12 protein-coding genes are annotated in these 14,860 nt (G+C 48.9%); 6 read left to right on the top strand and 6 right to left on the bottom strand.

The features are described from left to right. Positions 1 to 44 precede the first annotated feature (44 nt). Positions 45 to 617 (top strand): nitroreductase family protein, encoded by a 573-nt coding sequence (locus AC2UZI_RS07365; protein WP_486943161.1) that lies wholly within the window; start codon positions 45 to 47, stop codon positions 615 to 617. Here AC2UZI_RS07365 and AC2UZI_RS07370 read toward each other — a convergent pair. Beyond that, positions 614 to 754 carry a hypothetical protein gene (locus AC2UZI_RS07370; protein WP_486943162.1) on the bottom strand — a complete coding sequence of 47 codons (141 nt, stop codon included), beginning with the start codon at positions 752 to 754 and terminating at the stop codon, positions 614 to 616. The two genes, AC2UZI_RS07365 and AC2UZI_RS07370, sit on opposite strands and share 4 nt — an antisense overlap. A 28-nt stretch (positions 755 to 782) precedes the next feature. Between AC2UZI_RS07370 and AC2UZI_RS07375 the strand changes: the two genes are divergently transcribed. Together AC2UZI_RS07375 and AC2UZI_RS07380 are read left to right on the top strand one after the other, a co-directional pair. Next, complete coding sequence (locus AC2UZI_RS07375; protein ID WP_486943163.1) at positions 783 to 983, top strand: heavy-metal-associated domain-containing protein; 201 nt, start codon at positions 783 to 785, stop codon at positions 981 to 983. A gap of 70 nt (positions 984 to 1,053) precedes the next feature. Then, positions 1,054 to 2,457, top strand: coding sequence for a dihydrolipoyl dehydrogenase (locus AC2UZI_RS07380; RefSeq protein ID WP_486943164.1), 1,404 nt, complete (start codon positions 1,054 to 1,056; stop codon positions 2,455 to 2,457). Between the two features lie 17 nt (positions 2,458 to 2,474). On the opposite strand, the gene AC2UZI_RS07385 is transcribed toward AC2UZI_RS07380, so the two are convergent. Genes AC2UZI_RS07385 through AC2UZI_RS07405 form a run of 5 tightly spaced genes read right to left on the bottom strand, consistent with a single transcriptional unit; the run spans position 2,475 to position 8,412 of the window. After that, a complete protein-coding gene (locus AC2UZI_RS07385) occupies positions 2,475 to 3,077 on the bottom strand; it encodes an SCO family protein (protein WP_486943165.1) in 603 nt (200 codons plus the stop codon). Between the two features lie 13 nt (positions 3,078 to 3,090). Continuing rightward, positions 3,091 to 5,154 (bottom strand): M3 family metallopeptidase, encoded by a 2,064-nt coding sequence (locus AC2UZI_RS07390; RefSeq protein WP_486943166.1) that lies wholly within the window; start codon positions 5,152 to 5,154, stop codon positions 3,091 to 3,093. Next, positions 5,151 to 6,032, bottom strand: a complete 882-nt coding sequence (folD, locus tag AC2UZI_RS07395) for a bifunctional methylenetetrahydrofolate dehydrogenase/methenyltetrahydrofolate cyclohydrolase FolD (RefSeq protein ID WP_486943167.1) — start codon at positions 6,030 to 6,032, stop codon at positions 5,151 to 5,153. The genes AC2UZI_RS07390 and folD overlap by 4 nt, the downstream gene beginning before the upstream one ends. Positions 6,033 to 6,034: 2 nt before the next feature. Next, a complete protein-coding gene (locus AC2UZI_RS07400) occupies positions 6,035 to 6,658 on the bottom strand; it encodes a response regulator transcription factor (RefSeq protein WP_486943168.1) in 624 nt (207 codons plus the stop codon). Further along, positions 6,655 to 8,412, bottom strand: a complete 1,758-nt coding sequence (locus AC2UZI_RS07405; RefSeq protein ID WP_486943736.1) for a PAS domain-containing sensor histidine kinase — start codon at positions 8,410 to 8,412, stop codon at positions 6,655 to 6,657. Before AC2UZI_RS07405 ends, AC2UZI_RS07400 begins: the two co-directional genes overlap by 4 nt. A gap of 243 nt (positions 8,413 to 8,655) precedes the next feature. On the opposite strand from AC2UZI_RS07405, the gene aceE reads away from it, so the two are divergent. Genes aceE through lpdA form a run of 3 tightly spaced genes read left to right on the top strand, consistent with a single transcriptional unit; the run spans position 8,656 to position 14,834 of the window. Beyond that, positions 8,656 to 11,364 (top strand): pyruvate dehydrogenase (acetyl-transferring), homodimeric type, encoded by a 2,709-nt coding sequence (gene aceE, locus AC2UZI_RS07410; protein WP_486943169.1) that lies wholly within the window; start codon positions 8,656 to 8,658, stop codon positions 11,362 to 11,364. Between the two features lie 11 nt (positions 11,365 to 11,375). Next, positions 11,376 to 13,052 carry a dihydrolipoyllysine-residue acetyltransferase gene (gene aceF / locus AC2UZI_RS07415; protein ID WP_486943170.1) on the top strand — a complete coding sequence of 559 codons (1,677 nt, stop codon included), beginning with the start codon at positions 11,376 to 11,378 and terminating at the stop codon, positions 13,050 to 13,052. 9 nt (positions 13,053 to 13,061) lie between these two features. Continuing rightward, positions 13,062 to 14,834: a dihydrolipoyl dehydrogenase gene (gene lpdA, locus AC2UZI_RS07420; RefSeq protein WP_486943171.1), complete on the top strand. Its 1,773-nt coding sequence runs from the start codon at positions 13,062 to 13,064 to the stop codon at positions 14,832 to 14,834. Positions 14,835 to 14,860: the final 26 nt, after the last annotated feature.

A 14,860-nucleotide genomic window follows, 5' to 3' on the forward strand; every position in this document is an offset into this window, starting at 1 on the left:
CCCAAAAACTACTACGTGTTTTACTTCTTACATTAAGGGTTTATATGTCTGTTGTTTCCACTTTACTGAGTCGTAACTCTGTAAAATTTGTACAAGCGCCAGCGCCAGCGCAAGCTGATCTCGAACAAATTTTACAAACGGCGATGGTCGCTCCGGACCATGGCCGACTACGTCCATGGCGTTTTAAGCTTATTCGTGACGAGGCAGTGCAAGCCATTGGAGAGCTAGCCATTGCTACAGCACAGGCAGAGGGCGCCCCGCTGACAGAGCAAAAAGCGGCCTCGATTCGCATGTGGCTGAAAAACGTGCCCTTGTTGGTGGCTGTCGCTTGCCAAATCGATCATAGCAACGAGAAAATACCTGAAACGGAGCGTATTCTGGCGACTGGGGCTGGTGTAATGAATATTCTGAACGCTGCTCATTCGCTAGGCTACGGAGCCTACTGGAGCACGGGTTTAGGTACTTATACACAAAACGTTCCAGAGCAACTGGGCTTTGACGAGCTTGATTACCATTTTATGGGGTTTGTCGCATTAGGGACTCTGCCTGATCGAGTGCCAACTAAAGAGCGTCCATCGTTTGAAGACTATGTGTCCGAATGGAAGCCACAAAGCTAACTGTTAGTACGTTGATTCGCCAAATTAAAGCCGTTCTTATAGACGGCTTTTTTTAAGCCTATACTGTTAGAAGAGTAATGGCCTGCATTGCGAGAGGCTTGACCCGCCTTCTTTTTAATATCGCGAGATGTAGGCATGTTTTTATCATTTATTGAGGTGGATGGTATGACGTATGAGTTTATTGTTCCTAATATGACTTGCGGACATTGTGTGAAAGTCATCACAGATGCAATTCATAAAGTGTCACCTAACGCTCGTATTAGTGCCGATCCGGCCACACACTGGCTTACCGTAGAAAATGCTGAAGATGGTCAGTCAACCATGATGGCGATCCAAGGAGCCGGATATTCGCCTCGCTGGGTTTAATATTAGGTATCCTGTCTACTTGTTAATTCGTTAATTGCTGCGATGCGTGGTTATTATTTTTGAGGCTGTTATGCAAGAATTACATGTTGATGTTGCTATTATCGGCGCGGGCACAGCGGGTTTATCTGCCTACCGATCTGTCAAACGAGCTGGAAAAACCGCAGTAATTATCGAGGATGGGCCTTACGGGACGACGTGTGCACGAGTAGGGTGTATGCCGTCAAAGCTTCTTATTGCGGCCGCCGATGCAGCGCATCATGCGCAAACCATGAACGAGTTTGGTGTACATATCTCAATACCTGTACAGGTAATGGGAAAGCAGGTGATGCAACGCGTCAGGGATGAGAGAGACCGCTTCGTGGGCTTTGTATTGGACGATGTTGAAAAGATAAGTTCGAATGATCGTTTACGTGGAACGGCTAGTTTCATCGATGACTCTCATTTGAACGTAGGCGGCCACACGCGTGTGGAAGCAAACTCAGTGGTGATTGCTACCGGATCATCGGCCATTGTACCTAAAGAACTTGTTCCGCTTGGAGACCGAGCCATTATTAATGATGATGTTTTTAATTGGCTTGATTTGCCTAAAAGCGTCATCGTGTTGGGTGCGGGGGTCATTGGTCTAGAGTTAGGGCAGGCCTTATCTCGTTTAGGTGTAGAGGTCACTATCGTGAATCGTAGTGAAAGCCTTGCAGGTATCAGTGATCCCGAAGTGAAAGGTAGCGCGCGACAAACTTTCGAACAAGAGCTAACGATGCATTTCTCAACCACGGTTGAATCAGCGACTCTTTTAGAAGACGGTGTAGAGGTGACGCTTAAGGATGCAGAAGGGGCTTCGTTTAGTGTCCGAGCTGAAAAAGTATTATGTGCAGCAGGCAGACAACCTAATATTGCTGCACTAGCATTAGAGAACACTTCTGCCGTGTTAGATGAGCGTGGCCAACCTGAGTTTAATAAAAAAACATTGCAAATTAAGACGGATGCAACTGACACCGCGTTATTTTTCGCGGGTGACGTGAATGCGGTAGCGCCTATTTTGCACGAAGCAGCCGATGATGGCCGCATATCGGGCAGTAACGCCGCCCGGTGGCCAGAACAGACACCCCAAGTGCACGAGCGACGTGCAGCCATGGGTATTGTGTTTACTGACCCACAAATCATGATGGCAGGTAAACGATTTAAGCAGTTACCTGAGAAGGTATTAATCGGGGAGGTGGATTTTTCCAATCAGGGACGATCGCGCATCATGCTTAAGAATAAAGGCAAACTGCGTGTATACGCTGACCCAGATACCGAAATCTTTTTAGGTGCTGAAATGGCTGGGCCAGCAGCCGAACATATTGCTCATTTGCTGGCATGGTGTGTTCAACAGCAACTCACGATTAGTCAGATGTTATCGATGCCGTTTTATCATCCGGTTATCGAAGAGGGCGTTCGAACAGCTTTACGTGGCGCTCGAAAACCAAAGCCCTAATGTTTTACCGCTAAGGTTTAAAGTATGTCTCGTACAGCGTCGGTTAGGGTGTCGATAGATTCTGAGTCTGAGGCCAATATACGGGCTTTGCCTCGCGCATCAAAAATATAAATCCCTCGACTATGCGAAACATCATAATGCTCAGTGTTGGTGGTCTTCGGCTTTTCAATTTGATAGGCAACACGGTAGCGACGAGCAATATTAGCAATATTTCTCTCGCTACCTGTTAGGCCAATTGCATTGGTGTCAAAGGCTTCCACATACGATTGCAAGATTTCAGGCGTATCGCGGTGAGGGTCGACACTAACAAATAGAACGCTTACCTTGTCACCATCATCGCCAAGTCGATGAACCACTTCGGATAGCTGAGCCATTGTCGTTGGGCAGATGTCCGGACAACTGGCGTAGCCAAAAAACATTAACACCACTTGGCCGTCAAAATCATCCTGAGTGACCGTCCGATTCTCAGCAGTGATCAGCTCAAAACGTAAGTCAGGCAAGAAGCCTCGAACAGTGTGTAAAGTCGAGTTGGCCATTACACTGAGGGACCACAACGCAGAGATAACGAGTAGCCCAAAGACCGTAATAAGCTTATTCCAACCTTTGCGTTGTTTGTACATGATGAAGTCCTAGTTAACTCGTCTGCATACCGCTATGGCGAAGTAACGGTTCGATAGACGGTTCGCGCCCTCGAAAAGCAACAAATGATTCAGCGGCAGGGCGCTCGCCACCTATCGCCAGAATTTCAGTTAAGAAGCGTTGTCCTGTAGCCGAAACCAAGGTATCACGCGTACCGTTGTCGTCATGCGTTGCGGTCTCTTCAAAGGCTTCATAAGCATCTGATGAGAGAACCTCCGCCCACTTGTAACTGTAATAACCTGCGCCATAACCACCGGCAAATAAGTGCGAAAAGGCATGGGGGAATCGATGCCAGCTGGGCGGAATTACCACTGCGACCTCTTTGCGTACCTCATCTAAGGTGTTCAGCACCTTGTCTATTGATAAGCCTTGTTCTTCGTGGTGAACAAGCATATCAAACAAGGAGAATTCGATCTGACGGACCATTTGCATGCCGCTTTGGAAATTCTTTGCTGCGAGAAGTTTCGTGTACAGCGCTTCAGGTAAAGGCTCGCCAGTACTGACGTGACTTGAAAGCTGTTGTACGACCGGCCACTCCCAGCAAAAGTTTTCCATAAACTGGGAAGGAAGCTCGATGGCATCCCACTCGACCGCGGAGAAAGCCGATACGGAGGGTTCGTCGACCGTAGAAAGTAAGGCATGCAACGCATGGCCACTTTCGTGAAAAAGTGTGATCACGTCATCGTGAGTGAGTAAGGCTGGATTGCCTCCTTGTGGTGCGCTGAAGTTACACACCAAGTACACCACAGGTAGCACCACACCTTCGGGGCTTAAACGACGGCTGCGTTCGCCATTGACCCAAGCACCACCTTGCTTACCTTTACGGGCGTACAAATCAATGTATAAATGCCCAAGTGTTTCGCCCGATGCGCTCTTGACATCGTAGGCCGTCACATCAGGGTGCCAAACTGAAGCAGTAGTTGGCTCGAAGCTGACACCGAATAGACGGTTTACGACGTAAAAGAGGCCATTAATAACCTGTGGCTCGGTAAAGTACTGCTTTACCTCGTCCTCAGAGTAGGCGTAACGCTCTTGACGAATGCGTTCGGCAACAAAAGCCATATCCCAGGGCTGCAACGCATCGAGACCTAGGTTTTGCTGAGCAAAATCACGCAATTGTTTTAAATCGGTTTGAGCAAAATTGGCGGCTTTAGAGGCTAAGGTACGCAGAAAATCTAACACTTGTTCAGGAGTGTCCGCCATACGCGTCTCAAGTCGCATATGTGCGAAGCTTGGGTAACCAAGTAATTGGGCCTCTTGGGCTCGCAACGTTAATAGCTTTTCTATGGATTCTGAGTTATCAAGCTCTGGCTTATCGGCTTGATCGGAAGCGATAGTTGCGTAGGCTTTGTAGAGAGTGGCGCGTAACTCGCTGCTTTCAGCATACTGCATGACAGGTAGATAGCAGGGCATTTTCAAAGTCAACAACCAACCGGTTTGCTTTGCTTCTTCGGCAGCATCTTTTGCTGCTTTTAACACATCGTCGGGAATGCCTGTTAGTTGGGTTTGGTCTTCAACTAGCAACGACCATCCATCGATACTATCTAATACGTTCTCTGAAAAGCGTTGAGAGGCGGCTGCTTGCTGTTCAGAAATTTCGGCGTAACGGGCCCGTTTTGCACCCTCAAGCTCGACACCACTTAGGCGGAAATCACGCAGTGCTAGATTGAGAACACGTTGTTGTACTGGCGTAAGCGTCTCGTATTCTGGGCTGGCTACAAGGGCCTTGTAGTGGCGATAGAGAGACTCGTTTAGGCCCAGCCAAGTCGAAAACTCGGTGACTTTAGGAAGGCAGGCATTATAAGCATCTCGCAACTCTGGTGAGTTAATGACTGAATTTAAATGCCCAACAATTGTCCAGGCACGCCAAAGTTGCTCTGTGGCGTCATCCAATGGCGCAACAATCGTATTCCATGTGCTTTTTGGTTGACTAGCGATATGCTCAACAGCGTTTTTCGCTTCTTCTAAAAGCTGCTCTATTGCGGGGACAACATGTTCAGCCTTGATGTCCGCATAGGTTACCAATTGGTTAATGGGGGTCAGTAGAGGGTTGCTCATGGCTTTTTAAGGGTGTTTTTAGTTGCTCTGCGTTCTGCAGCTTCAAGGGTGTTGACCAGTAGCATAGCGATAGTCATTGGTCCCACACCACCCGGCACAGGGGTAATCCCGCCGGCTACGTGTATGGCTTCATCGAAATTGACATCGCCTACCAACTTGCCGTTATCGAGTCGGTTAATACCGACATCAATGATGATGGCGCCGGGTTTAATCATGTCTGCACTGATCATGTTGGGTCGGCCGACAGCTACAACGAGGATATCTGCTCGTTTAGTGTGTGAGGCCAAGTCACGCGTTTTTGAATTGCAAAGTGTGACGGTGGCACCCGCTGCCAGCAGCAGCATAGACATCGGTTTGCCGACGATGTTGCTTGCGCCGACAATAACGGCCTCAGCTCCACGTATAGTAACATTCTCGGACTCAAGGACTTTCATCACCCCGTAAGGGGTGCAGGGACGAAAAAGTGGACGTCCTGTCATAAGTAAGCCCACGTTGCTGATATGAAAGCCATCAACGTCTTTGTGCGGGGAAATTGTTTCGATGACCTTGTATTCATCCAAATGGGCGGGCAGTGGTAGTTGCACCAATATCCCGTCAACGGAATCGTCATCGTTTAGTTGTTGAATTAGCGTCAACAACTCATCTTCTGATACGTCAGCATTCAGACGTATGACATCGGATTTAATCCCCGCTTTTTCACATGCTATCGCTTTGTTTTTCACATAAACGTGCGAGGCAGGATCATCGCCTACCAATACTACTGTTAAACCAGGGCGAATATTACGCGACGAAAGCGACTGTACACGTTGGGCGACATCGTCACGTACTTGTTGGGCCAGTGTTTTACCTGAAATGATCCTGGCGCTCGTACTGCTCATAATTAAACTTCTCCGGATTTGGTCAGCGCGATTTTCATGAGATCGGCGACGGTAGTAACTTCGAGTTTTTCCATGATGTTGGCTCGATGAGCCTCCACCGTTTTTATACTGATATTCAGGTCACCTGCGATTTGCTTATTAAGTCGTCCCGCAACAATACGCTCAAGCACTTGTTGTTCTCGAGCAGTAAGACGAGCAAGCACTTCGTCGTGGTTACGCTGGGCTTGGGCTTGACTTGCGCGCTCGGTGGCTTGTTCCATCATTCGAGCAACTATGGCACGTAGGTCTGCCTCGTTAAATGGCTTCTCTAGGAAATCAATAGCGCCTTTTTTCATGGTGTTTACGGCCATGGGTACATCACCGTGGCCCGTAATAAAGACGATAGGGATAGGGGCTTTGCGGGTAATCAATGCCTCTTGGAGCTCTAAGCCGCTCATGCCTGGCATTCGAACATCAACAATTAACACGCCAACCTGACTAGGATCATAAGCACTTAAAAACTCTTCCGCCGCAGGAAAGCACTTTACACGGTATCCGTTTGCTTCAAGTAGCCAACGCAACGAATCTCGTACGGCCTCATCGTCATCAACGATAAAAATTGTGCAGGAAGTTTGGGTACTACTCATGCTTGTATCTCCTTGGGTTCATTATTAGTGGTTGGCGTTTGTGGCGCTGCACACGGTAGAGTGAAACGAAATATCGTACCGCCATCGGGGTTCTCGTTCGCCCAAAGGCGACCGTGATGCGATTCGATAATAGTCCTACAAATATTTAAACCCATTCCTAAGCCTTCCGATTTGGTGCTGTAGAAAGGCTCGAATAATCGTTCTGGGTATTTCAAACCATAACCTCGATCAATCACTGCAAGTTCTAACATCTCATCATTGATGGAAATATTTACATGCAATATATGATAATCACTTCCTTCCATGGCTTCTACGCCATTTTTTAATAAATTCAATAATACCTGTTCAATTAAGATGGGATCAGCCATGACCTCGGGGAGATCATCTGGTAAGTGCACCTGAATATCGATCTGGCGCTTACGCGCATCAATCTCAGCAAAGCTAACCGCGTTGTCGATAATTTGTAGAATGCTAACAGATTGGCGACGAGGCTCACTTCGTTTCACGAATTCGCGAATACGGCTAATAATTTTACCCGCGCGCTCGGCCTGACTAGACGCTTTTTCAAGCGCTTCAATCAACTGCTCGGGCTTAGCCTTACCACTGCGCACCATGGCAACCGCACCCATGCTGTAGTTACTGATGGCCGTCAAGGGTTGATTCAACTCATGGGCCAAAGAAGATGCCATTTCCCCCATCGTTGTTAAACGACTGGTTAACTGTACTTTCTCTTGCTGTACACGAGAGGCCTCTTCGTGCTTGCGTCGCTCGGTAATATCACGCGCTACTTGCAAGCGTACTCGTCGCCCATCGGTCCAAGCCAACATACGGTGGTGAACTTCGAACCATCGCTGTGCAGAATTAGAGAAGGTTTCTACGGTTTCATCCGTAAACCGGCCCATTCGGCCACCAAGAAGCTCAGCATGCCCATTAGATTGCGCACCAAAAAATCGTCTATAGGTACGGTTCGCGAATAAGAGCTCAAGACCCTCAGGCGTGTCTGCCACAACAGAAATGGCATCGTCTAACCCCTCTAGCACCGTCATGAAACGTTCGTGAGCGGCGGTCAGGGCCTCTCGGATACGCTTGGGCTCAGTGATGTCTGTCATTGACGTCATCCAGCCAATTTGTTCTCCGTTAGGATCTCGCAAAGGCGATACGTACATTCGAGCAGTGAAGCGTGAACCATCACGGCGTTGTGCCTCGACCTCAAGCCCGCTACCTGGCGTACGTCCTGACATCAAAAGATCTAGAATTTCTTGATGATGTGGATGACGCCCTGGCAACCAGTAAGGAAAGGGGGCTGTACGTCCAATTAAATCGGCCTCGTTCCATCCTATCATGCGGCAAAAAGCGGGATTCACATAAGCGATTCGACCATGCATGTCGAAAACTCGCATACCCGTCGACATTGAGTTTTCCATGGCCCGACGAAAACCGGTTTCGGCAATCAGCGCCGCTTCTGCCCGTGTTCTGAAACGCGTGTATCGCCATAGGGCTAATAAGCTTAGGACAATCACAAAAGACAAGGCGACAATCACCATCGTCAATTGTTGTTGGCGAATTTCTTGATCAATGGTTACAAACATAACGCTATCACTACGTAAACGTTGTAACCAGATAAATACCCCCATCACGCAAAGGTACAAGAACAGTACGATAACCGGAGTTAACCAGTACAAGCCTCGACGATTCTGCTGTGCCTGATCGTAAAAGGTATTGGGAATGAGTGACTTTTTAGTAGGGTTTGCCATGGCATCATCATTAGGATCTGCAGGCATTGTAAGCGCTAACGCCTGCTTCTATTTTTCACATTATAAAAACTATTACCATAAAATGAAATTTTGCTTGAGTGCTCAACAGTAATTTCCTAGAATGGGTCGAGTGATAGGCAAGACCTGCCTGAACCGTTTGCGGTCCGACTACATTGACAACGACTTATAAAAAGCCACAGCGCTGTCAGAGCGGACTCATATCTTAATAAATGGAGACGATACATGTCCTCTCATGACCAAGTCAGTAATGCGGCAAATGTCGACAACGACGCTGCTCTTGAAACCAAAGAATGGCTCGAGGCGCTAGAAGCGGTACTCGATCGTGAGGGCCCAGATCGGGCCCATGAATTGATTGAGCGTCTTACTGACCTAGCGCGACGTTCTGGATCAAACATTCCATACAGTCCTAATACCGCTTATTTAAACACTATTCCTGCGGGTTTAGAGCCAGCACACCCCGGTGATCTAGCGCTAGAAGAACGTATTCGTTCATACATACGCTGGAATGCGATGGCAATGGTTGTTAAGGCCAACGAACATACCCCAGAAGATGGTGGCGGACTTGGCGGACACATTGCTTCTTTTGCGTCATTGGCGACCATGATCGGTTGCGGACAAAACCATTTCTGGCACGCAGAAAGCGAAAATCATGGCGGAGACCTTGTTTACTTCCAAGGGCACACTTCCCCTGGTATGTACGCGCGTGCTTTCCTAGAAAATCGTCTTAGCGAAGAGCAGCTCAATAATTTCCGTCAAGAAGTTGATGGCAAAGGGCTACCGTCTTACCCGCATCCCAAGTTGATGCCCGATTTCTGGCAGTTCCCGACAGTATCGATGGGCTTGGGCCCGCTGATGGGCATTTATCAGGCTCGTTTTCTAAAGTATCTACATGCTCGCGGTATTCAAGACACGACTGGCCGCAAAGTATGGGTGTTCTTAGGTGACGGCGAAATGGATGAGCCCGAGTCCTTAGGTGCTATCGGTGTTGCCGCGCGTGAAGGGCTGGATAACCTTATTTTTGTTGTGAACTGCAACCTACAGCGACTAGATGGTCCTGTTCGTGGTAACAGCAAAATCATTCAAGAATTAGAAGGTACATTCCGCGGTGCAGGTTGGAATGTGCTTAAGCTTATTTGGGGTGGCTACTGGGATCCCCTCTTGGCTCGCGATAAAGAAGGTATTCTTCGTAAAGTCATGGAAGAAACCATCGATGGTGAGTACCAAGCGTATAAAGCAAACGATGGCGCTTATGTGCGTGAAAAGTTCTTTGGTAAACATCCAAAACTGCTAGAAATGGTAAGCCGCATGAGCGACCAAGAAATCTGGCGTTTGAACCGTGGTGGTCATGATCCACACAAGGTGTATGCCGCATTTGACGCAGCTGTTAAACACGAAGGGCAGCCTACCGTTATTTTGGCTAAGACTATTAAAGGGTACGGCATGGGTCATGTTGGCCAAGCTAAAAACCCAAGTCACCAACAGAAAAGCTTGGATGTCGAAGCCATCCGCGAGTTCCGCGACCGCTTCAATATCCCTGTGCCCGACGACAAGTTAGGCGACTTGCCTTACTTTAAGCCGGCAGAAGACTCTCCGGAAATGAAGTACCTGCACGAGCGTCGTCAGGCGTTGGGGGGTTACTTACCTAAGCGTCGCGTTAAAGCAGACGAAACATTAGCAACACCGGCGCTGGATGTGTTCAAAGCAGTGCTTGAGCCCACGGCAGAAGGTCGCGAGATCTCAACAACTCAGGCTTTTGTCCGCGTATTGAATCAGCTGTTAAGAGACAAAGCTCTTGGTCCACGCGTTGTGCCGATTCTTGCTGACGAATCACGCACTTTCGGTATGGAAGGCCTGTTCCGTCAAATTGGTATCTACTCCCCAGTAGGGCAAAAGTACACACCCGTCGATAAAGATCAGGTGATGTACTACCGCGAAGACAAAAAAGGTCAGTTATTACAAGAAGGTATTAATGAGCTAGGTGCCTTTAGCTCATGGATCGCCGCTGCTACGTCATACTCCAGCAGCAATAAGATCATGATTCCTTTCTTCATCTACTACTCAATGTTTGGTTTCCAGCGTTTTGGCGACTTGGCGTGGGCTGCAGGTGATATGCAGGCTCGAGGCTTTGTGCTAGGTGGTACCGCAGGCCGTACAACATTGAATGGCGAAGGGCTGCAGCACGAAGATGGACACAGTCATATTCAGTCTTCGCTCATTCCTAACTGCATCTCCTACGATCCAACCTTTGCACACGAAGTTGCCATTATTATTCGTGATGGCTTACGTCGCATGGTTGAAAACCAAGAAGATGTGTACTACTACATTACTCTGATGAACGAAAACTACGCTCAGCCTGGCTTAAAGGCAGGTGACGAAGAGGGCGTTTTACGGGGTATGTACAAGTTCAAGTCGGTAGGAAAAGGCGATCTACGCGTACAACTATTGGGCTCTGGTACTATTTTACGTGAGGTCATCGCAGCGCAAGACCTTCTGGAAAAAGACTGGGGTATTGGTTCTGATGTATGGAGCGTTACCAGCTTTACTGAGTTACGTCGTGATGGTTTAGATTGCGAGCGTCATTCGCTATTGAATCCAGAAGACAAAAAGGCGCCTGTGCCTTACGTGACTCAACAGTTGAAAGACACTAGCGGTCCGATTGTGGCTTCCACTGATTACGTTAAAGCTTTCGCTGATCAAATTCGTTTGTTTGTTCCTAAAGATCGCACCTATCGTGTTCTTGGTACAGATGGCTACGGTCGTTCTGACTACCGTTACAAGCTACGAGAGCACTTCGAAGTTGATCGTCATTTTGTCGTGTTGAGCGCTCTGCGTGCTTTAGCTGATGAGGGCAAGTTGCCGCTAAGCAAAGTGACTGAAGCCATTAAGAAGTATGGCATCAACACAAACAAAGCCAACCCGCACCACGCTTGAGGGCTAGATAAATGAGTAATACTATTGAAGTTGTCGTTCCTGATATTGGCGATGATGGTGAAGTCGACGTCATTGAGCTTTTGGTTGCCGCAGGTGACACCGTAGAGGTAGATCAAAGTCTAATTACGGTCGAATCTGATAAAGCGTCGATGGAAATTCCTTCTTCACACGCCGGTGTCATCAAGGCACTAAAAGTTAATATTGGCGATAAAGTGAAGCAAGGGTCGTTGATTCTTGAGCTTGAGGCTGCCGAGGCCGAACAACCAGCTGAAGCTAAAGCTGCCGACGAGTCTAAGGCTGAGAAGCCTGCTGCCGCGCCAGTAGAAGAGGCAGCAGCAGCGGCACCAGCAGCAAGCACTTCATCCCAAGAAGTCATTACCGTTGAAGTGCCTGATATTGGTGATGAGTCGGATGTGGATGTGATCGAAGTGCTGGTTGCAGCCGGCGATACCATTGAGGCGGATCAAAGCTTGATTACGCTAGAAACCGATAAAGCATCGATGGAAGTGCCTTCATCGCATGCGGGTGAAGTGGTAGAGATTCAAGTTAACGTGGGTGATAAAGTCAGCAAAGGCTCTGCAATTTTACAGTTGCGTGTAGCTGGTGCTGCAGCGCCAGCCGCTACAGAAAAAGCGGCAACACCCACTGAGCCTAAGAAAGAAAAATCCGCACCAGCTGTTGTCGGTTCGGCTGCGGGTGTTTTGGCTTCTGAATCGCCAGTGCGTCAATCTCCAACGTCCGCTTTTGCAGAAACCGAGGTGTCATTACGCAACTTGCCACACGCGTCTCCTTCAGTTAGACGATTTGCACGCGAATTAGGCGTTAACCTAAGTTTGGTTAAAGGATCGGGATCGAAAGGGCGAATTAAGCCTGAGGATGTACGTGGGTATGTCAAATCGGCCCTAGCCAACCAAGGCTCCAGCACAGCAGCAGCGCCTGCGGGTAGCGGCGGGGGGCTAGATGTACTGGCATGGCCTAAAGTCGATTTCAGCCGCTTTGGTGAGTTCGATACGCAGCCACTTTCGCGCATCAAGAAAATATCGGGTGCCAACCTTCATCGTAACTGGGTCATGATTCCTCATGTCACCAATAACGAGCAAGCGGATATTACGAGCCTAGAGGCTTTCCGTAAGCAGTTGAATGAAGAAGGTAAAAAAGCAGGCACACGCGTAACGATGCTGGCTTTCTTAATTAAAGGTGTGGTTGCCGCACTGAAGAAATTTCCAGAATTCAACGCTTCGCTTGATGGCGATAATTTGATTCTGAAAAAATACTACAACATCGGCTTCGCCGCTGATACCCCTAATGGCTTGGTAGTACCAGTTATCCGTGATGCGGATGAAAAAGGAATCATCGAAATCGGCCAAGAAATGGGCGAATTAGCGACGCTTGCTCGAGAAGGTAAATTGGCAGCGGCACAGATGCAGGGCGGGTGTTTCACCATTTCGTCCTTGGGTGGTATCGGTGGTACCGATTTTACGCCTATCATCAATGCGCCTGAAGTCGCCATTATGGGTGTCTCTCGCTCGTCGATTCAACCTGTTTGGAACGGCAAAGAATTTGAGCCACGTTTAATGCTGCCGCTATCGCTATCCTATGATCATCGCGTTATCGATGGCGCAGCGGCGGCTCGCTTCAATACCTTCTTGGCAGACCTGCTGGCCGATTACCGTCGCATCGTGCTTTAAGGAGCAAACATGAGCGTAGTAGATCTTAACGTCCCAGATATTGGTGACTCAGGAGACGTCACGGTCATTGAGCTATTGGTTGATGTCGGTGACACCATCGAGGTCGAACAAAGTTTAATTACCGTAGAGTCCGATAAAGCCTCAATGGAAATCCCTGCCGAGCAGGCAGGGGTGGTTAAAGAGCTTCTCGTCAAGCTAGGCGATAAGGTGTCGGAAGGCACGCCAATCGTCCGCATCGAGGCCCAACAATCCTCAGCAGAGTTAGCCGAAGAGCCCGCTGCGGCAACAGCAGCGGTAGCAAGCACGACAGCCGATTCGGCAAAGCCTGAATCCAAGGCGCCTGAGGCTGCTAGCCATAGTGGTCAAGCAGACTCTGAGTACGACGTCATTGTGTTGGGATCAGGTCCTGGTGGATATTCAGCGGCGTTCCGTGCTGCTGATTTGGGTTTAAATGTCGCACTGATCGAGCGTTACTCCACATTGGGTGGGGTGTGTTTGAATGTAGGCTGCATTCCATCCAAAGCGTTGTTACACACAGTGGGGGTGTACGAAGCCGCCAAAGCCATGGCTAATCAAGGGATCAGTTTCGGCGAGGCCGAAATCGATATCGATGTCATGCGCACCTACAAAGAGAAGGTCATTGGTAAGCTGACAACGGGGCTGGCGGGAATGGCACGTGCTCGTAAAGTCACGACTGTGACTGGAGTCGGCCGATTCCTAGACCCTTATCATATGGCTGTCAAAGCAGATGATGGAAAAGAGCAAACGCTTAAATTCAAATCTGCAATTATTGCCGCAGGTAGTGAGTCGGTTAAGCTTCCATTTTTACCGGATGACCCTCGTGTTATTGACTCGACGGGTGCTCTCGAGTTAGCGGGCATTCCCGCTAAAATGTTGATCATCGGTGGTGGCATCATTGGCCTTGAAATGGGTACCGTTTACTCAGCGCTGGGAACTCGCCTTGATGTCGTGGAAATGCAATCGGGGCTGATGCAAGGTGCTGATCGCGAAGCCGTTAAAGTCTGGGACAAAATGAACGCCCATCGCTTTGACAACGTTATGCTCAATACGCGTACCGTATCGGCTGAAGCCAAAGAAGATGGTATTTGGGTAAGCTTCGAAGGTGATAAAGCTCCTAAAGAACCACAGCGTTACGACATCGTTTTGCAAGCGGTAGGGCGCTCACCGAACGGTAACAAGATCGATGCTGACAAGGCAGGGGTTGCCGTAAGTGACCGTGGCTTTATCAACGTAGATAAGCAACAGCGCACGAATGTTCCGCACATTTACGCGATTGGCGATATCGTTGGCCAACCTATGCTCGCACACAAGGCGGTGCATGAGGCCCACGTAGCGGCTGAGGTTATCGCTGGCGAGAAGAGTTTCTTCGATGCACGCGTGATCCCATCGGTGGCGTATGTTGACCCAGAAATTGCCTGGGTTGGCATTACCGAAGAAGAGGCAAAAGCCGAGGGTATCGCTGTAGAGAAAGGCTTCTTTCCTTGGCAAGCTTCAGGTCGCGCCATCGCTAATGCTCGTGACGAGGGTTTCACCAAGTTGTTGTTTGATGCAGAAACCAAGCGCATACTTGGCGGCTCCATCGTAGGAACCGGTGCGGGCGATTTGATCAGCGAAGTGGCGTTAGCCATTGAAATGGGTTCTGATTCGGTGGATATTGCTAAAACCATCCACCCACACCCAACGCTTGGAGAGTCAGTGGGAATGGCTGCAGCGGCCTCGTTAGGTGCTTGCACAGATATTCCACCTGCTCGCCGGAAATAAAGCGTGATGTGATTACGTTTCTCTAA

This window comes from Paenalcaligenes sp. DL 463 (genome assembly GCF_057475185.1).

Bases quoted from the DNA above. Each gene is read 5' to 3' on its own strand.
- lpdA (WP_486943171.1), top strand. From the start codon at position 13,062: ATGAGCGTAGTAGATCTTAACGTCCCAGATATTGGTGACTCAGGAGAC.
- AC2UZI_RS07400 (WP_486943168.1), bottom strand. From the start codon at position 6,658: ATGAGTAGTACCCAAACTTCCTGCACAATTTTTATCGTTGATGACGAT.
- AC2UZI_RS07405 (WP_486943736.1), bottom strand. From the start codon at position 8,412: ATGGCAAACCCTACTAAAAAGTCACTCATTCCCAATACCTTTTACGAT.
- AC2UZI_RS07385 (WP_486943165.1), bottom strand. From the start codon at position 3,077: ATGTACAAACAACGCAAAGGTTGGAATAAGCTTATTACGGTCTTTGGG.
- AC2UZI_RS07370 (WP_486943162.1), bottom strand. From the start codon at position 754: ATGCCTACATCTCGCGATATTAAAAAGAAGGCGGGTCAAGCCTCTCGC.
- AC2UZI_RS07390 (WP_486943166.1), bottom strand. From the start codon at position 5,154: ATGAGCAACCCTCTACTGACCCCCATTAACCAATTGGTAACCTATGCG.
- AC2UZI_RS07380 (WP_486943164.1), top strand. From the start codon at position 1,054: ATGCAAGAATTACATGTTGATGTTGCTATTATCGGCGCGGGCACAGCG.
- AC2UZI_RS07365 (WP_486943161.1), top strand. From the start codon at position 45: ATGTCTGTTGTTTCCACTTTACTGAGTCGTAACTCTGTAAAATTTGTA.
- aceF (WP_486943170.1), top strand. From the start codon at position 11,376: ATGAGTAATACTATTGAAGTTGTCGTTCCTGATATTGGCGATGATGGT.
- folD (WP_486943167.1), bottom strand. From the start codon at position 6,032: ATGAGCAGTACGAGCGCCAGGATCATTTCAGGTAAAACACTGGCCCAA.
- aceE (WP_486943169.1), top strand. From the start codon at position 8,656: ATGTCCTCTCATGACCAAGTCAGTAATGCGGCAAATGTCGACAACGAC.
- AC2UZI_RS07375 (WP_486943163.1), top strand. From the start codon at position 783: ATGACGTATGAGTTTATTGTTCCTAATATGACTTGCGGACATTGTGTG.